The sequence below is a fragment of the Streptomyces sp. NPDC051180 genome (genome assembly GCF_040689545.1).
Classification (GTDB): domain Bacteria; phylum Actinomycetota; class Actinomycetes; order Streptomycetales; family Streptomycetaceae; genus Streptomyces.
In genome coordinates this window covers 52,933-68,864 of sequence record NZ_JBFBBC010000011.1, presented here as the reverse complement: position 1 = coordinate 68,864, position 15,932 = coordinate 52,933, and the positions used below count along the sequence as shown (strand labels likewise).

Genomic DNA, 15,932 nt, shown 5'->3' with positions numbered 1-15,932 from the left:
GTCCGAGAAATGACCGAGATCCTCGGAACCCAGCCCGCTCCCGACCTGTGGCTGGTCTGCGCCACGGCCGCCTGCGCCCTGGCCCTCGTGCTCTTCCGCGGTCTGTGGCTGCCGGCGCGCAACGCGATCACCATCGCCCACGAGGGCGGCCACGGCCTCGTCGCGATCGCCACCGGCCGCCGTCTGGAGGCGATCCGGCTGCACTCGGACACCAGCGGCCTGACCGTGACCCGGGGCCGGCCGACCGGCGTCGGCGTGGTCCTCACCCTGGCCGCCGGCTACCCCGCGGCCCCCCTGCTCGGCCTCGGCGGCGCCGCCCTGCTCGGCACCGGCCGCACCACCCTGCTGCTCTGGGCCGCGACGGCCCTGCTGCTGGCGATGCTGGTCATGGTCCGCAACGCGTACGGCGTCCTCACCGTCGTCCTGACGGGCGCGGCCTTCCTCCTCGTCGCCTGGCTGACCGGCCCCGACGTGCAGTCGGCCTTCGCCTACGCGGTGGTGTGGTTCCTGCTGATCGGCGGCGTCCGCCCGGCCTTCGAACTCCAGGCGAAGCGCCGTCACGGCGGGGCCCCCGACTCGGACGCCGACCAGCTCGCGCGGCTCACCCACGTGCCGGCCGGGGTGTGGCTCCTCTTCTTCCACACCGTCGCGATCTGCTGTCTGATCGGCGGCTGCCGCTGGCTCGTGCGCTTCTGACACCCCCGTACAGTGAGTCCATGACCGCAGCAGCTTCCGCGCACACCGACCCGTCCACCGACCTCTGGCCCGCCCCGTACGCCCGCGGCGCCGTCGACGCGACCGTCACCGTGCCCGGATCGAAGTCGGTCACCAACCGGGCCCTGGTGCTCGCCGCGCTCGCCTCCGAGCCCGGCTGGCTGCGCCGCCCGCTCCGCTCCCGCGACACCCTGCTGATGGCCGAGGCGCTGCGTACCCTCGGCGTCCGCATCGAGGAGGGCGTCGGCCCCGACGGCACCGGCGAGGCATGGCGGATCATCCCGGCCCCGCTCCGCGGCCCCGCGACCGTCGACGTCGGCAACGCGGGCACGGTCATGCGCTTCCTGCCGCCGCTCGCGGCCCTCGCCGACGGCCCGGTCCGCTTCGACGGCGACCCCCGCTCCCACGAGCGGCCGCTGCACGGCGTGATCGACGCGCTCCGCGCGCTCGGCGCCCGCATCGACGACGACGGCCGGGGCGCGCTCCCGATGACCGTGCACGGCGCCGGCGGCCTGGACGGCGGCACCGTCGAGATCGACGCCTCCTCGTCCTCCCAGTTCGTCAGCGCCCTGCTGCTGTCCGCACCCCGCTTCAACCAGGGCGTCGAGGTGCGGCACGTGGGCACCCGGCTCCCCTCCCTGCCCCACATCCGGATGACCGTCGACATGCTGCGCGCCGTCGGCGCCCGGGTCGACGAGCCGGAGCACGGCGGCGCCCCGGACGTGTGGCGGGTGGGTCCGTCCGCGCTGCGCGGCCGGGACCTGGTCGTCGAGCCCGACCTGTCCAACGCCCAGCCGTTCCTGGCGGCCGCGCTGGTGACCGGCGGCCGGGTGACCGTCCCCGACTGGCCCGAGCGGACCACCCAGCCCGGTGACGCGCTGCGGGAGATCTTCACCGAGATGGGTGGCTCCTGCGAGCTGACCGACGCCGGCCTGACCTTCACCGGCACCGGCCGGATCCACGGCATCGACGTCGACCTCGGCGAGGTCGGCGAGCTGACCCCCGGCATCGCGGCGCTCGCGGCGCTCGCGGACTCCCCCTCCACCCTGCGCGGCGTGGCCCATCTGCGGCTCCACGAGACGGACCGCCTGGCGGCGCTCACCAAGGAGATCAACGAGCTGGGCGGCGACGTGACCGAGACGGAGGACGGTCTCCACATCCGCCCGCGGCCGCTGCACGGCGGCGTCTTCCACACGTACCACGACCACCGCATGGCGACGGCGGGCGCGCTCATCGGCCTCGCGGTCGAGGGCGTGGAGATCGAGGACGTGGCGACGACGGCGAAGACCTTGCCGGACTTCCCGGGGATGTGGACCGAAATGCTCGGGGCCTGAACCATGCGGCGTTACGGCAAGCACACCGACGAGGACGACATCCGCCAGCGGCCCAACCGCAAGGGCACCCGTCCCCGCACGACCATCCGCCCCAAGCACGAGGACGCCGTCGAGGGCATGGTCCTCACCGTCGACCGGGGCCGGCTGACCTGTCTGGTCGACGACCGGATCATCACCGCGATGAAGGCCCGCGAGCTGGGCCGCAAGGCCGCCGTCGTCGGCGACCGGGTCTCGATCGTGGGCGACCTCTCCGGCGAGAAGGACACCCTGGCCCGGATCGTGCGGATCGGGGAGCGCAGCTCCGTCCTGCGGCGGACGGCCGACGACGACGACCCCTTCGAGCGGGTGGTCGTGGCCAACGCCGACCAGCTGGCGATCGTCACCGCGCTCGCCGACCCCGAGCCCCGCCCCCGGCTGATCGACCGCTGCCTGGTCGCCGCCTACGACGGCGGCCTCTCCCCGCTGCTCGTGCTGACCAAGTCGGACCTGGCCCCGCCGGACGCGCTCCTGGAGATGTACGGCGCGCTCGGCGTGCCGCACGTGGTCACCACCCGCGACGAGTTCGTCGACGGGGTGGCCGCCGAGCGTGTCCACGAGCACCTCAAGGGCCGTACCACCGCCTTCGTGGGCCACTCCGGCGTCGGCAAGACGACGCTGGTCAACGCTCTGGTCCCGGCGGACCGGCGGCGGACCACCGGTGTGGTCAACGCGGTGACCGGCCGCGGCCGGCACACCACCACCTCGGCGCTGGCGCTGCCGCTGAACGACAAGGAGGGCGGCTGGGTCATCGACACCCCCGGCGTGCGCTCCTTCGGTCTGCACCACGTGGACCCCTCGCGGGTGATCCTCGCCTTCCCCGACCTCGTCCCGGGGACGGAGAACTGTCCGCGCGCGTGCAGCCACGACGAGCCGGACTGCGCGCTCGACGCGTACGTGGAGGAGGGGCACGCCGATCCGGCGCGGCTGTACTCGCTGCGCCGTCTGCTGGCGACCAGGGAGCGACGCGAGGGCGACTGAGCCGCCGCGGGTTTACGGCCGTCCGCCGCAGGTAAGGGCATAATCGCACCAAGTGCGACGAAGCAGTCACCGACGGCGTGGGAGGCACTGACGATGGCGTGGCTGCTGGTGGTGGTCGCCGGGCTCCTGGAGACGGGGTTCGCGGTCTGCCTCAAGCTCTCGCACGGCTTCACGCGGCTGTGGCCGACGATCGCCTTCGCGGCCTTCGCCCTCGGCAGCTTCGGTCTCCTCACCCTCGCGCTGCGCAAGCTGGACGTGGGCCCCGCGTACGCCGTGTGGACCGGGATCGGCGCGGCGGGGACGGCGATCTACGGCATGGTCTTCCTCGGTGACGTGGTCTCCACGCTCAAGATCGTCTCGATCAGCCTGGTGATCGCGGGGGTCATCGGACTCCAGCTCTCCGGCTCGGCGCACTGACCGGACACCGGCGGCGCCGGTGCGACGACATGGCTGAGGGCGAGCCGTACGACGAGTTCGCAGACCGGCGCCCATCGCTCCCCCGCACAGGCCGCGGTCTGCTCCACGAGTTCGCCGGGCGCCGGCGGCCCGGCGTCGGCGCGCCGCTGGGCGGGGACGGGCGCGGGCCGGGCGCCGGGCCGGGCCGGCCGGGGCTCGGGCAGCCGTTCGCTCCAGGCGCCGGTGAGCAGGGCCCGCAGTATCGGGCGGGTGGCGGCGCGGGACACGATCCACTCGGCGACGGCGACGACGTTCCGTTCGGGCGGTGCCGGGGCGGCGAGGAGCCGCCGGACGTCCTGGAGGTAGGCGTCGGCCTCCCGGCGCACGAGGGCCCGGGCGAGCCCCTCCTTGCTGCCGAACTCGTTGTAGAGGGTCTGGCGGGAGACGCGCGCCGAGGCGGCGAGGTCGGCCATGCGGATCGCGGACCAGGGGCGGTGCGTGAGCGCGGCGAGCGCGGCGTCGAGCAGGGCGTCGCGGGCGTTCGCCATCGTCACCTCCCGGAGGGAACGGTTCTCCGCTCAGCGTCGGCAGCCGCCCCCACCGTGTCAAGAGCTCTCCCGGCGGGTCGCGGAGGCGTCCTTGGACGGCCCTCGTGGACGGTTCTCCGCGCGTTCACGCAGCGGGGATAGAGTGCCGACCATGGCCGATTACCACGATGATCTGCGTCTCGCCCACGTCCTCGCGGATGCCGCCGACGCGGCCACCATGGACCGATTCCAGGCGCTGGACCTGCAGGTCGAGACCAAGCCGGACATGACCCCGGTCAGCGAGGCCGACAAGGCCGCCGAGGAGCTGATCCGCGGTCAGCTCCAGCGGGCCAGGCCGCGTGACGCGATCCTCGGCGAGGAGTACGGCGTGGAGGGCTCGGGCCCGCGCCGCTGGGTGATCGACCCGATCGACGGCACCAAGAACTACGTGCGCGGGGTGCCCGTCTGGGCGACCCTGATCGCGCTGATGGAGGCCGGCGAGACCGGCTTCCAGCCGGTGGTGGGCGTGGTGTCGGCCCCCGCGCTCGGCCGGCGCTGGTGGGCGGCGAAGGGCAGCGGCGCGTACACGGGCCGCAGCCTGGCCTCGGCGACCCGGCTCGGGGTGTCGAAGGTCGCGTCCCTGGCGGACGCCTCCTTCGCGTACTCCTCGATCGGCGGCTGGGAGGAGCAGGGCCGGCTCGACGGCTTCCTGGACCTCACGCGCGCGTGCTGGCGGACCCGCGCGTACGGCGACTTCTGGCCGTACATGATGGTCGCCGAGGGCTCGGTGGACCTCTGCGCGGAGCCGGAGCTCTCGCTCTGGGACATGGCCGCGGTGGCGATCGTGGTCCAGGAGGCGGGCGGCACGTACACCGGCCTGGACGGCCGCCACGGTCCGCACAGCGGGAACGCCGCCGCGTCCAACGGCCTGCTCCACGGCGAACTGCTGAGCTACCTCAACCAGGAGAGCCCGCAGGACTGAGTCCGCGGCCTCGCTCCCGGGGCGCCCGGCGCGGGGCGGGCCCGCCCGCCGCACCCCCCGGGAGCGCCTCGCGCGCCCCCTTGTCGGCCCTGTCCCCCGGTGCCACTCTGAGAGTCCCCCCACTTGTGAACTTGTGAATTCCTTCTTCTTGAAGGTTCACCAAGGAGGTGGCTCCGTCCATGCTCGTCCGTGACGCCATGAGCACCGTGGTCCTCACCATCGGCCCCGCCCACACCCTCCGTCAGGCGGCCCGCCTGATGTCGGCACGCCACGTCGGCGCGGCCGTCGTCCTCGACACCGACGCCGGCGGGCTCGGGATCCTCACCGAACGCGACGTCCTCAACTCCCTCGCCCGCGACCAGGACCCCGACCTCGAGACCGCCGGCTCCCACACCACCCGCGACGTCGTCTTCGCCGCGCCCTCCTGGACCCTCGCGGAGGCGGCCGAGGCCATGACGCGCGGCGGCTTCCGCCACCTGGTGGTCCTCGACGACCTGGGGCCGGTCGGCATGGTCTCCGTCCGGGACATCATCCGCTGCTGGATCCCGGTGCACAGCGTCACCGGCTGACACGAGAGCGGGCCGGACTCCCGTACGGAAGTCCGGCCCGCCCTCTATCCACGGCAAGCGGTCTCAGCCACGCAGGGCCTGGACCGCGGCCTCCAGCCGCTTGCCGAAGTCGCCGTCCGCCTGGCGGAAGTTGTCGATCGCCCGCTCGGCGATGTCGTCGCGCGAGACCTTGGCGATGAAGCCGGCCAGGTTCCCGACGAGGCGGCCCTTCTCGTCCTCGGACATCAGGCGGTAGAGGGTGCCCGCCTGCACGAAGTCGTCGTCCTCGGAGTGGACCGGGGCCGCGTGGTCGCCGGTGACACCGGTGACCGGGACGGGCTGCCACAGCGGACGGTCCGTCTGGAACGGGCCGCCGAAGCTGTTCGGCTCGTAGTTCTTCGCGCCCTTGTGGCGGCCGTCGTACAGGTGGCCGTCACGGGAGTTGGTGCGCGCCTCGGTGGCGTGCGGGCGGTTCACCGGCAGGTGGTCGGCGTTGATGCCGACGCGGTAGCGGTGGGCGTCGCCGTAGGCGAAGAGGCGGCCCTGGAGCATCTTGTCCGGGGACGGGCCGATGCCGGGCACGAAGTGCGCCGGGGAGAAGATCGACTGCTCGACCTCGGCGAAGACGTTCTCCGGGTTCCGGTTGAGCTCCAGCTTGCCGATCTCGATCGGCGGGTAGTCCTCGTGCGGCCACACCTTGGTGAGGTCGAACGGGTTGAAGCGGTACGCCGCCGCGTCGGCCGCGGGCATGATCTGGACCTGCACGGTCCAGGTCGGGAAGTCGCCGCGCTCGATGGCCTCGCGCAGGTCGCGCTGGTGCGAGTCCGGGTCCTCGCCGGCGAGGCGGTTGGCCTCGTCCTGGGTGAGGTTCTTGATGCCCTGGTCGGTCTTGAAGTGGTACTTGACCCAGAAGACCTCGCCGGCCTCGTTGTTCCACTGGAACGTGTGCGAGCCGTAGCCGTTCATGTGCCGGTACGAGGCGGGGATGCCGCGGTCGCCGAAGAGCCAGGTGACCTGGTGGGTCGACTCCGGGGAGAGGCCCCAGAAGTCCCAGACGTTGTCCGCCTCCTGCGAGCCCGAGTACGGGTCGCGCTTCTGGGTGTGGATGAAGTCGGGGAACTTGATGGCGTCCTTGATGAAGAACACCGGGGTGTTGTTGCCGACGAGGTCGTAGTTGCCCTCCTCGGTGTAGAACTTCAGCGCCCAGCCTCGCGGGTCGCGCACCGCGTCGGCCGCGCCGAGGTTGCCCGCGACGGTGGAGAACCGGAGGAAGGTCTCGGTCTCCTTGCCGACCTCGGAGAGGAACGCGGCGCGCGTCCACTGCGAGACGTCCCGGGTGAGCGTGAAGGTGCCGTAGGCGCCCGCACCGCGCGCGTGGACCACGCGCTCCGGAATGCGCTCGCGGTTGAAGTGGGCGAGCTTCTCCAGGAGGAGCTGGTCCTGGACGAGGACCGGACCGCCGACGCCCGCCGTCTCGCTGTTCTGGTTGTCGGCGACCGGCGCTCCGGCCTCCGTGGTGAGCGGTCCCTGCGTCACGTGCGCCTCCTGCGTCATTACTGCGAGTCCTGTCCGTCGGCCCCGGGTCGAGCCTGCCCTGACCCTTGGCCAATGCCGGGTTCGATCCTACGATAGACAATGTCTAAGTCAAGTGAACTTCCAAAGTCACACCCGTTCGGGGCCCAGGCCCCCCGACTGTTAGGCTGGCCCCCATGAGTGACCTGTTGGAACGACTCCGCGGACGCGGCTGGCGGATGACCGCGCAGCGGCGCGTCGTGGCCGAGGTCCTCGACGGGGACCACGTACACCTGACCGCCGACGAGGTCCACGCCCGCGCGGTGTCGCGGCTGCCCGAGATCTCGCGCGCGACCGTGTACAACACGCTGGGCGAGATGGTCACCCTCGGTGAGGTCATCGAGGTCGCGACCGACGGGCGCGCCAAGCGGTACGACCCCAACGCCCACCGGCCGCACCAGCACCTGGTCTGCGGTCGCTGCGGCGCGATCCGCGACGTCCACCCGGCCGGCGACCCGTTGGCGGACCTCCCGGACACCGAGCGCTTCGGCTTCACCATCTCCAACGTCGAGGTGACCTACCGGGGCGTCTGCCCGAGCTGCGCCACCACCGCCTGAGACCCGCGCGCGCAAAGGCCCCCGCCGTCGGCGGGGGCCTTTGCCGTGTCCGGACACCCGCCGCACCGCGAGGCGGGAACGACGAAGGCCCGGATCCGAGAGAATCGGATCCGGGCCTTCGTGCTACTGAGTAGCGGGGACAGGATTTGAACCTGCGACCTCTGGGTTATGAGCCCAGCGAGCTACCGAGCTGCTCCACCCCGCGTCGGCGAACACAACCTTACGGCTCACCCGTCACCGACGCAAATCCGTTAACGCGGAGCGGGCCAGGAGCGGCCCTACGCGGTCAGCTCCTGGTGGAGCGCCTCGCTCAGACGGGCCGCCCGCTCGGCGACCTCGGCGGGGCCCAGCTCGACGGCGCGGGCGCACCAGTGGCGGCCCTCGGTGAGCTCACCCCGGCGTGCCGCGAGCAGCGCCAGCCGGAGCGCGGCGCGGCCGTGGCCGGCCCGGGCGGCGCGGGTCCACCAGAGGGCGGCCTCGCGCTCGCTGCCCTCGCGGGCGAGGAGCAGGCCGAGGTTGAAGGCGCCGTTGCGGCTGCCCGCCTCCGCCGCCTCCCGGTACCAGCGGTCGGCCTCCGCGAGGTCGCCGCGCCCGGCGGCGAGCATCCCGACCCGCACCTGGGCGCGCCGGTGGCCCTGCTGGGCGGCCCGCTCGTACCACTCCTCGCACTCGCTCTTCTCCTCGCGGGGCGCGCCGAGGACGGCGGGGCCGGGCTCGGGGCGGCGCGCGTCGAGGACCGAGGCCAGCCGGAAGGCCGCCTCGGCGCTGCCGCCGCCGGCCGCGCACCGCAGATGGCGCTCGGCGGTCCGCTCGTCGCCGTCCCTGAGGGCCGCGATGCCCACCTGGAGCGCCGCCTCGGTGTGCCCGGCGGCCGCGGCCCGCTCGTACCAGACCAGGGCCGTACGGTCGTCGTCGCGGCCCGCGTGGAGGATGCCCAGGTTGAAGGCGGCGTCCACGCTGCCGGCCTCGGCGGCCTTGGAGAACCAGGGCTCGGCGCCGTTGGCGTCGCCGGCCTGCAGCAGCAGGACGGCGAGGGCGTTGGCGGCCTCGCGGTGGCCCGCGTAGGCGGCGCGGCGGTACCACTGCTCGGCCTGCGGGATGCGGTCCTGGGCGGCGCAGAGCAGCCCGAGGTTGTAGGCGCCGTTGACGTCGCCGGCGTCCATGGCGGCCCGGTACCAGCGCTCGGCGGTCTGCTGCTCGCCTCGGGCCGCGTGCAGGGCTCCCAGGGCGTTGGCGGCGTTGCCGTCGCCGTCCTGGGCGGCGCGCAGCCACCACACGGCGGCGCTCTCCTCGTCGCCGGCGTCACGGAGCAGGAAGCCGAGGGCGCAGGCGGCCTTGGCCTCGCCCTCCTTGGCGGAGCTGAGGTACCAGCGGCCGGCCTCCTTGAGCTCGCCGCGGTGCTCCAGGATCGCGCCGAGGTGCAGCGCGGCCCGCCGGTGACCGCGCGCGGCGGCCTGGCGGAACCACTGCTCGGCCTCGGCCGGCTCTGCCCCGGGCTCGCCGGCGGTCAGGCCGGGCGCGGGCACCGGCGGTCCGCCGTCGGCGGCCGTGGCGGCCGGTACACGGAGCCGGGTGCCGGTCTCGTGGGGGCCGCGGACGGTCTCGGTGGCGCGGCGCTCCAGGGCGAGGGCGAGGCGGTAGGCGGCCTCGCGGTGGCCCTGCTCCGCGGCGGCGCGCAGCCAGCGCTCGGCCCCGACGTCGCTGCGGTGCTCCAGGAGGTCGGCCAGGGCGTACGCGCCGAGCGCGTGGCCCTGCTCGGCGGCCTGGCGCAGCCAGTACTCGGCGGCCGGCTCGTCGCCGCGCTCGCGGTGGTGGCGGCCGAGCGCGTGGGCCGCGGGCGCGGAGCCGGCGACGGCGGCGACCCGCCACCAGCCGGCGGCCTCGTCGGCGTATCCGCGCTGGTGCAGCAGGACGCCCAGGTTGTTGGCGGCGGCACGGTCCCCCTCGGCCGTGGCGCCGCGCAGGAAGGGCTCGGCGCCGTCGAGGTCGCCGCGGCGCAGCAGCAGCGCGCCGAGGGCGCTCATCGAGGCGAGGTCGCCGCGCTCGGCGGCGCGGCGGTGCCGGGCCTCGGTCTCGGTCTCGTTCTCCGCGTCGGCGTCGCCGGTGGCGTTCGTGGCGGTGGTGTCGACGACCGCATCGACGGCCCCTGCTGCCTCGATGATCTCGTCTGCGGCATTTCTGGCGTGCCGCTGCACAAACCGCCCTGTCTCCAACAGAGTTGCCCTGTCCCCCATAAATACCATCGTCGCACCACCCGCAACCCGAGCACACCTGGTATAGCCCAGCCAGTGAGGTCACTCAGCGTTTTGTCGACATGCCCACAGAGAGACAAGTCAAACACGCCTCACGCGAACTCGCCCCTTCCGTACCGCTCTTCGCCGCCCCCATGCAACGCCGACACACGACGAGGGCCCGGATCCTTATGGATCCGGGCCCTCGTCCTCTGAGTAGCGGGGACAGGATTTGAACCTGCGACCTCTGGGTTATGAGCCCAGCGAGCTACCGAGCTGCTCCACCCCGCGTCGGTGAACCAACAGTATCACGACGCGGAGTGGAAACCCTCAGGTCAGCCGCCCGACGGGGTCGGCTTCGGCTTCGCCCCGGCCTCGGCGGCCCGCTGGAGCGCCGCCTGCAGGTCCTCCTGGGCCTTGCCGTACGCGGTCCAGTCGCCCTTCTGGAGGGCGGCCTCGCCGGCGTCGTACGCCTTCTGGGCGTCCGCGATGGCCTGCTGGAGCGCGGCGTCGCCGGTCGCCGGCGGCTGGGTCGTGCCGGGCGGCTGGGTGGTGCCCGGCGGGGTCGTCGGCGTGGTGGGCGCCTCCACCCCGAAGACCGCGTTGAGCGCCTTGGTGAGGTTGTCCTCGAACACCGTGGTGTCCTTGGTCGTGTCACCGTCCGGCTGGTCCGCGTCCACGTACGACACCGCGACCTTCTTCAGGAGCGGGTAGAGCGCGTTGCGTCCCTGGGCGTAGACCGGCTCGACGTACAGGAACCCGCCGTCGAGCGGCACGGTCAGCAGGTTGCCGTACTGGATGTCGGAGTCGGCGCCCTTCATGTCCCGGACGAAGGTGGCCACGGAGGGCAGACCGTTGAGCTTGCTCTGCACCTGGGCCGGGCCCGGCACGTCCTCGGTGACCCGCAGCAGTCTCAGCCGGCCGTACTCCTTGCTGGTGGCGTCGGCGTCGACCGCCATGAAGCCGCCCAGGTTGGGCCGGCCGTTCGGCGTGAACGTCGTCGTCAGCGAGAAGCGCTGGGACGTGTCCCCGGGCATCTTCATGCTCAGGTAGTACGGCGGGACCGCGTTGCCGTCCTTGTTGGTCGGGTCGTCCGGCACCTGCCAGGCGTCCGAGCCGCTGTAGAACTGCGCGGGGTCGGTGACGTGGTAGCGGGTGAGCAGCTCGCGCTGGACCTTGAACATGTCCTGCGGGTAGCGCAGGTGCGCCATCAGGTCGCCCTTGATCGCGGACTTCGGCTTCACCGTGTCGGGGAACGCCTTCATCCAGGTCTTGAGGACCGGGTCCTGCGTGTCCCACTCGTAGAGGGTCACCGTGCCGTCGTAGGCGTCGACGGTGGCCTTCACCGAGTTGCGGATGTAATTGACCTGGTTCTGCTGGGCGACGACGGCACGCTGCTGGTTGCCGACGGTCAGCGAGTCGGCCGTGGTGTCGCCGAGCGTGGTGCGCGAGGCGTACGGGTAGCCGTTGGTCGTCGTGTAGGCGTCGATGATCCACTGGATCCGGCCGTCGACGACCGCCGGGTAGGCGTCGCCGTCGATGGTCAGCCACGGCGCGACCGCCTCGACGCGCTCCTTGGGCGTGCGGTTGTAGAGGATCCGGGAACCCTCCCCGATGGCGCCCGAGTAGAGGATCTGCGGCTCGCTGAAGGCCACCGCGTACGCGGCGCGGTTGAAGGTGCTGGAGAGGCTGACGCCGCTCTTCTCCTTGTAGCTGGTGGTCTTCTCGCCGTTCTCCTCGTAGTCCAGCTCCTTCTGCGGGCCGCCCACGATCGAGTACTGGTCGGTCTTCTCGCCGTAGTAGATCCGCTGCTGGTACGTGCCGAGGGAACCGGTCGTCGGCAGGCCGGACTCGGTGAAGATCGGGGAGCCGTTGGCGTCCGTCTGGGTGCCCGAGGCCAGGATCGCGCCGTAGCCGTGGGTGTACGTGAAGTGGTCGTTGATCCAGTTCCGCTTCGGGATGCCCTTGATGTTGAGCTCACGGAGACCGACGACGGTGTCCTTGCCCTGGTAGCGGTCCACGTCCAGGGTCGTCGGGAACTGGTAGTACTTCCGCTTCTGCTCCAGCTGCTGGAACGTCGGCGACACGATGTTCGGGTCGAGGAGGCGGTAGCTGGCCGCCGTGTCGGCGTCCTTGCGGAGCTGGTCCTTGGCCTTGACCGTCGACTTGCCCGAGTAGTTCTCGGGCTTGGTCTCGTCGATCGCGTACGCCTTGCGGGTCGCGTCGATGTTCTTCTGGATGTACTCGGCTTCCTTGGCCTGCTCGTTCGGCTGGACCTGGAACTTCTGCACGATGGCCGGGTACAGGCCGCCGATCAGGATCGCGGAGAGGACCATCAGGCCGAAGCCGATCATCGGCAGCTGCCAGGTGCGGCGCCAGAGCGTCGCGAAGAACAGCACGGCGCAGATCGCGGCGATGCAGAACAGGATCGTCTTCGCCGGCAGGTACGCGTTGGCGTCGACGTACCGCAGGCCCGTCCAGTTGCCGGTCGCCTTGAAGTCGCTGGACTTCACGGCCAGGCCGTAGCGGTCGAGCCAGTACGCCACGGCCTTGAGGGCGACGAAGAGGCCGAGGAGCACCGAGAGGTGGCCGGTGGCCGCGCCGGTGGCACGCGCGCCCGGGCTGGTGATCCGCAGCCCGCCGTAGAGATAGTGGGTGAGCGCGGCGGCGATCAGCGACAGCACGACGGCGGCGAAGCCGAAGGCGAGCAGGAAGCGGTACCAGGGCAGGTCGAACGCGTAGAACGACACGTCGAGCCCGAACTGCGGGTCCGTCTGGCCGAACTTCACCCCGTTGATCCACATCAGCCAGGTGCGCCACTGGCCGGACGCGGAGGCGCCGGCGATCAGGGCCACCAGGGCGGTGACCGCGAGCAGCACCCACTTCTTGAAGGGGGCGAGGCCCATCCGGTACCGGTCAAGGCTCTGCTGCTCCAGCGACATCGCGCTGAGCGGCGGCCGCAGCCGGTACGCCAGCCAGATGTTCAGGCCGACGGCGAGCCCCATCAGCAGACCGAAGACGGCGAAGAGGCCGATCTTGGTCCACAGCGTGGTCGTGAACACGGACGAGTAGTTGACCGAGCGGTACCAGAGCCAGTCCGTCCAGAACCCGGCGAACATCACGAACGCCATGGCCAGGACGGCCAGCACGCCGAGCGTCATGAGCAGGGTACGGGCCCGCCGGGACGGCCGGCCGACTCTCATCCTTGGCCCGGACGGGCTCCCGCCGCGGTCCGGCATCTGGAAAGCCAACGTGCGCCCCTCGATGTTGATGCGTCTGAAAGCAGGCCCCGCGATCGTAGAGCCCACTGATGCAACTTACTGAGGCTTTACCTAGTTCCCGTCTTCCGGGGAAGACGAGGCAGGATATTGGTCATGTCCAACGTTTCCCCCTCAGGCCCGGCGATGGCCGCGAGCCCCCTCACCCGCGCGGTGCTCGAGATCGACGAGTACGCCTCGGGTCTCGGCTGGGATCAGCCGGCCCGCCTCTTCGCCCTGGTCGACACCGCGCGCCTGCGCGCCAAGGAGCCCCGGCTCGCCTCCCAGCTCGGCCTGGGCGACGACGCCACCGCCTACACCCCCATCGAGCAGGACAAGCTGCCGCGCGGGAAGCCGCTCGACGAGTTCCTCGGCACGATCGCCTGGCCCGCCGCCGTCGTCGGCTGCGCGCTCACGGTCGAGCGGCTCATGCTGCCCCCGTCGGCCGAGGCCCAGGTGCCGCAGGGCCTGACCGAGAAGCAGCTCGCCAAGTGGGTGGCCGGCCACCCCGACCGCCAGGAGGTCCGGATGACCGTGGCGGTGCTGCGCGCCGGCGGCCGCGAGGCCGCGATCCGGCTGCGCGAGAAGGACAGCCCGACCGAGGTCCTCACCGGCCCCGACCTGGTGCCCGGCCTCGCCGAGGCGCTGGCGGCGACCTTCGAGTCCTGACCCGTCACCCACGCCGAAGGGGCGCCCGTCCGAGTGGACCGGGCGCCCCTTCGGCGTGCGCGCGCCCCTCAGCCCTTCGAGCAGCGCGGGAGGCTCTTCGTGTCGCCCGCGCGGAGCTTCTCCAGCGACTTCGTGGCGTCCTCGATGGTGTCGACCCTGACCAGGGTCAGGCCGTCGGGGGTGTCCGACGCGGCCGACTCGCAGTTGTCGGCCGGGGTGAGGAAGAACTGGGCGCCCGCGTCCCGCGCGCCGACCAGCTTCATCTCGATGCCGCCGATCGGGCCGACCTTGCCGTCGTCGTCGATCGTTCCGGTGCCCGCGATGAACCGGCCGCCGGTGAGGCTCTCCGGGGTCAGCTTGTCGACGATGCCGAGGGCGAACATCAGACCGGCGCTCGGCCCGCCGACGTCGGCCAGGTTGATGTCGATCGTGAACGGGAAGACGTGGTCGGTGCCGGCCTGGATGCCCACGACGGCCCGGTCCCCCTCCTCCGAGGTGGTGGTCGTGATGACGACCTTCCGGGTGGCGGTGGGCTCGCGGCGCGCCTTCTCCGCGGCGGCGGCCTCCTTGGCGGGGACGATCGTGAACGTGACGTCCTGGCCCGGCTTGCGCTTGGTCACCTGCTTGGCGACGTCGGCCTGCTCCTTGATCGGCACGCCGTCGACGGCCTTGATCACGTCACCGGCGTGCAGCCTGCCCTCGGACGGGGACCCCTTCACGACGCTGCCGACGACGACGCGGGAGACCACCGGGATGCCCAGTTCCCCGAGGGCGGCGACCTTGGCGCTCTCCTGGGACTGGCTGAACTCCTCGGCGTTCTCCTGGCTCGACTCCTCCTCGGTCTTGCCGTCCGGGTAGAGGGTGTCGTGCGGCACCACCACGTTGTCGTGGGCGAGCCAGCCGTAGACCGCCTCGACGGCGTTCATCTTGTAGTCCGCGCTGGTCACCCGGACCGTCGTCATGTTGAGGTGACCGTCGGTCGGGTAGGTCTTGCGCCCCGAGATGTGGAGGACGGGCTCTCCCCTGGCCTCGCCGAGGGTGTTGACCGTGGGGCCCGGGCTCATCTCCGCGTACGGCACCGGGATCAGGACGCCCGCGATGAGCAGGCAGATCAGGACCAGGGTGGAGGCGAGCATCGTCGCGGTGCGGCGTGGCATGGAACGACAGTACGGGACTCGCCTGTGGGTGCACCCCCGGGGCGGGTCCGTACGGGGCGCCGGACGTCAGCTGGTCGGCGAGGTGGTGACACCGCCGGTGGCGGCGGCGTGCTCCCGCTCGACGAGAGCGGAATCGGCGGTCGTGGGGTGGACGCGTTCCATCGCGTCCCGGAACCGTGCGTAGCCGGCGAGTTCGGCCACGTCACCTATCGTCTTGTTCCTCGAAGCCCAGCTTCCCCATATCGCCGCGCCGACGACTGCGAAAAGCGGAATCAGCAACCAGGCCAGCGCTGCCATCCCGACCTCCCATCCCCAGTGAGTTGATCAGCAGACTGTGTCATCTGTGGGATCAACGCTCGCGCCTGGGGGGCGGTTACGCAAATCGGGCGTTCGGCTACGCCCCGTCGGCGCGTCGCCTTGCCCTGCCGGGCGAGCGCTCAGCAGGCGCGCCGACCCTCCCCCAGCCTCCGGCCGGGGGGACCCCCAGTCTCCGGGTGGGCGCTCAGCAGGCGCCCACCCACTCCTCGGTGCCGTCCGAGAAGGTCTGGTGCTTCCAGATGGGGACCTCGTGCTTGAGGTCGTCGATCAGCTTGCGGGACGCCTCGAAGGCTTCGCCGCGGTGGGGGCAGGAGACGGCGACGACGACCGCGATGTCGCCGACGCGCAGGTCGCCCACGCGGTGGACGGCGGCCAGGGCCCGCACCGGGTAGTTCGCGACGACCTTCTCGGCGACGCGGCGCATCTCGGCCTCGGCGGTGGGGTGGCAGGAGTAGCCCAGGGCGTCGACGTCCGCGCCGCCGTCGTGGTTGCGCACGGTGCCGACGAAGAGCGTGGTGCCGCCGGAGGCGTCGTCGCCGACGGCCCGGAAGACCTCGTCGACGGAGAGCGGGGTGTCACGGATCGCGAGCAGCTTGATCGGGTCGTCCGCTGCCTGCTCACCGGGGTGGTCGTGCGTCTGCGCCATGAGGCCA

The 15,932-nt window shown here is 72.1% G+C and carries 15 protein-coding genes and 2 tRNA genes; 8 read left to right on the top strand and 9 right to left on the bottom strand.

The genetic code is table 11. The features are described from left to right. The first annotated feature begins 9 nt into the window (after positions 1 to 9). From AB0424_RS20580 to AB0424_RS20565, 4 genes are all read left to right on the top strand, one after another. Positions 10 to 696: a M50 family metallopeptidase gene (locus AB0424_RS20580; protein WP_366307404.1), complete on the top strand. Its 687-nt coding sequence runs from the start codon at positions 10 to 12 to the stop codon at positions 694 to 696. 20 nt (positions 697 to 716) lie between these two features. Next, entirely contained in the window at positions 717 to 2,048 is a 1,332-nt protein-coding gene (gene aroA / locus AB0424_RS20575) for a 3-phosphoshikimate 1-carboxyvinyltransferase (protein WP_366307402.1), read from the top strand. 3 nt (positions 2,049 to 2,051) lie between these two features. Then, positions 2,052 to 3,065 (top strand): ribosome small subunit-dependent GTPase A, encoded by a 1,014-nt coding sequence (rsgA, locus tag AB0424_RS20570; RefSeq protein ID WP_366307400.1) that lies wholly within the window; start codon positions 2,052 to 2,054, stop codon positions 3,063 to 3,065. A 93-nt stretch (positions 3,066 to 3,158) separates the two neighbouring features. Further along, positions 3,159 to 3,482 carry a multidrug efflux SMR transporter gene (locus tag AB0424_RS20565; RefSeq protein WP_366307398.1) on the top strand — a complete coding sequence of 108 codons (324 nt, stop codon included), beginning with the start codon at positions 3,159 to 3,161 and terminating at the stop codon, positions 3,480 to 3,482. On the opposite strand, the gene AB0424_RS20560 is transcribed toward AB0424_RS20565, so the two are convergent. Next, positions 3,374 to 4,009, bottom strand: coding sequence for a TetR/AcrR family transcriptional regulator (locus AB0424_RS20560; RefSeq protein WP_366307729.1), 636 nt, complete (start codon positions 4,007 to 4,009; stop codon positions 3,374 to 3,376). The genes AB0424_RS20565 and AB0424_RS20560 overlap by 109 nt on opposite strands. A 151-nt stretch (positions 4,010 to 4,160) precedes the next feature. Here AB0424_RS20560 and hisN point away from each other — a divergent pair, with 151 nt between their 5' ends. Both hisN and AB0424_RS20550 read left to right on the top strand, forming a co-directional pair. Beyond that, a complete protein-coding gene (gene hisN, locus AB0424_RS20555) occupies positions 4,161 to 4,970 on the top strand; it encodes a histidinol-phosphatase (RefSeq protein ID WP_366307396.1) in 810 nt (269 codons plus the stop codon). A 179-nt stretch (positions 4,971 to 5,149) separates the two neighbouring features. After that, positions 5,150 to 5,539 carry a CBS domain-containing protein gene (locus AB0424_RS20550; RefSeq protein WP_366307394.1) on the top strand — a complete coding sequence of 130 codons (390 nt, stop codon included), beginning with the start codon at positions 5,150 to 5,152 and terminating at the stop codon, positions 5,537 to 5,539. Positions 5,540 to 5,602: 63 nt separating this feature from the next. On the opposite strand, the gene AB0424_RS20545 is transcribed toward AB0424_RS20550, so the two are convergent. After that, positions 5,603 to 7,072 (bottom strand): catalase, encoded by a 1,470-nt coding sequence (locus AB0424_RS20545; RefSeq protein WP_366307392.1) that lies wholly within the window; start codon positions 7,070 to 7,072, stop codon positions 5,603 to 5,605. A 155-nt stretch (positions 7,073 to 7,227) separates the two neighbouring features. Between AB0424_RS20545 and AB0424_RS20540 the strand changes: the two genes are divergently transcribed. Further along, entirely contained in the window at positions 7,228 to 7,647 is a 420-nt protein-coding gene (locus AB0424_RS20540) for a Fur family transcriptional regulator (RefSeq protein ID WP_366307390.1), read from the top strand. A gap of 131 nt (positions 7,648 to 7,778) precedes the next feature. Here AB0424_RS20540 and AB0424_RS20535 read toward each other — a convergent pair. From AB0424_RS20535 to AB0424_RS20520, 4 genes are all read right to left on the bottom strand, one after another. Then, positions 7,779 to 7,852 (bottom strand) — tRNA-Met (locus AB0424_RS20535). A 73-nt stretch (positions 7,853 to 7,925) separates the two neighbouring features. Then, the gene (locus tag AB0424_RS20530) at positions 7,926 to 9,890 is read right to left on the bottom strand and encodes a tetratricopeptide repeat protein (RefSeq protein ID WP_366307388.1); all 1,965 of its coding nucleotides are present in this window, start codon (positions 9,888 to 9,890) and stop codon (positions 7,926 to 7,928) included. Between the two features lie 205 nt (positions 9,891 to 10,095). Further along, positions 10,096 to 10,169 (bottom strand) — tRNA-Met (locus tag AB0424_RS20525). Positions 10,170 to 10,213: 44 nt separating this feature from the next. After that, positions 10,214 to 13,117: a UPF0182 family protein gene (locus AB0424_RS20520; protein ID WP_366307727.1), complete on the bottom strand. Its 2,904-nt coding sequence runs from the start codon at positions 13,115 to 13,117 to the stop codon at positions 10,214 to 10,216. 135 nt (positions 13,118 to 13,252) lie between these two features. On the opposite strand from AB0424_RS20520, the gene AB0424_RS20515 reads away from it, so the two are divergent. Next, positions 13,253 to 13,804 (top strand): PPA1309 family protein, encoded by a 552-nt coding sequence (locus tag AB0424_RS20515; protein WP_366307386.1) that lies wholly within the window; start codon positions 13,253 to 13,255, stop codon positions 13,802 to 13,804. A 68-nt stretch (positions 13,805 to 13,872) separates the two neighbouring features. Here AB0424_RS20515 and AB0424_RS20510 read toward each other — a convergent pair whose 3' ends face one another. From AB0424_RS20510 to AB0424_RS20500, 3 genes are all read right to left on the bottom strand, one after another. Beyond that, a complete protein-coding gene (locus tag AB0424_RS20510) occupies positions 13,873 to 14,961 on the bottom strand; it encodes a PDZ domain-containing protein (RefSeq protein ID WP_366307384.1) in 1,089 nt (362 codons plus the stop codon). A gap of 66 nt (positions 14,962 to 15,027) precedes the next feature. Continuing rightward, positions 15,028 to 15,162 (bottom strand): hypothetical protein, encoded by a 135-nt coding sequence (locus AB0424_RS20505; protein WP_366307747.1) that lies wholly within the window; start codon positions 15,160 to 15,162, stop codon positions 15,028 to 15,030. A 301-nt stretch (positions 15,163 to 15,463) separates the two neighbouring features. Beyond that, positions 15,464 to 15,925: a molybdenum cofactor biosynthesis protein MoaE gene (locus AB0424_RS20500; protein WP_366307382.1), complete on the bottom strand. Its 462-nt coding sequence runs from the start codon at positions 15,923 to 15,925 to the stop codon at positions 15,464 to 15,466. Positions 15,926 to 15,932: the final 7 nt, after the last annotated feature.

What these genes read in the sequence shown, in the direction of transcription:
- AB0424_RS20580 (WP_366307404.1), top strand. Translation starts at nt 10, where the DNA reads ATGACCGAGATCCTCGGAACCCAGCCCGCTCCCGACCTGTGGCTGGTC.
- aroA (WP_366307402.1), top strand. Translation starts at nt 717, where the DNA reads ATGACCGCAGCAGCTTCCGCGCACACCGACCCGTCCACCGACCTCTGG.
- rsgA (WP_366307400.1), top strand. Translation starts at nt 2,052, where the DNA reads ATGCGGCGTTACGGCAAGCACACCGACGAGGACGACATCCGCCAGCGG.
- AB0424_RS20565 (WP_366307398.1), top strand. Translation starts at nt 3,159, where the DNA reads ATGGCGTGGCTGCTGGTGGTGGTCGCCGGGCTCCTGGAGACGGGGTTC.
- AB0424_RS20560 (WP_366307729.1), bottom strand. Translation starts at nt 4,009, where the DNA reads ATGGCGAACGCCCGCGACGCCCTGCTCGACGCCGCGCTCGCCGCGCTC.
- hisN (WP_366307396.1), top strand. Translation starts at nt 4,161, where the DNA reads ATGGCCGATTACCACGATGATCTGCGTCTCGCCCACGTCCTCGCGGAT.
- AB0424_RS20550 (WP_366307394.1), top strand. Translation starts at nt 5,150, where the DNA reads ATGCTCGTCCGTGACGCCATGAGCACCGTGGTCCTCACCATCGGCCCC.
- AB0424_RS20545 (WP_366307392.1), bottom strand. Translation starts at nt 7,072, where the DNA reads ATGACGCAGGAGGCGCACGTGACGCAGGGACCGCTCACCACGGAGGCC.
- AB0424_RS20540 (WP_366307390.1), top strand. Translation starts at nt 7,228, where the DNA reads ATGAGTGACCTGTTGGAACGACTCCGCGGACGCGGCTGGCGGATGACC.
- AB0424_RS20530 (WP_366307388.1), bottom strand. Translation starts at nt 9,890, where the DNA reads ATGGTATTTATGGGGGACAGGGCAACTCTGTTGGAGACAGGGCGGTTT.
- AB0424_RS20520 (WP_366307727.1), bottom strand. Translation starts at nt 13,117, where the DNA reads ATGCCGGACCGCGGCGGGAGCCCGTCCGGGCCAAGGATGAGAGTCGGC.
- AB0424_RS20515 (WP_366307386.1), top strand. Translation starts at nt 13,253, where the DNA reads ATGTCCAACGTTTCCCCCTCAGGCCCGGCGATGGCCGCGAGCCCCCTC.
- AB0424_RS20510 (WP_366307384.1), bottom strand. Translation starts at nt 14,961, where the DNA reads ATGCCACGCCGCACCGCGACGATGCTCGCCTCCACCCTGGTCCTGATC.
- AB0424_RS20500 (WP_366307382.1), bottom strand. Translation starts at nt 15,925, where the DNA reads ATGGCGCAGACGCACGACCACCCCGGTGAGCAGGCAGCGGACGACCCG.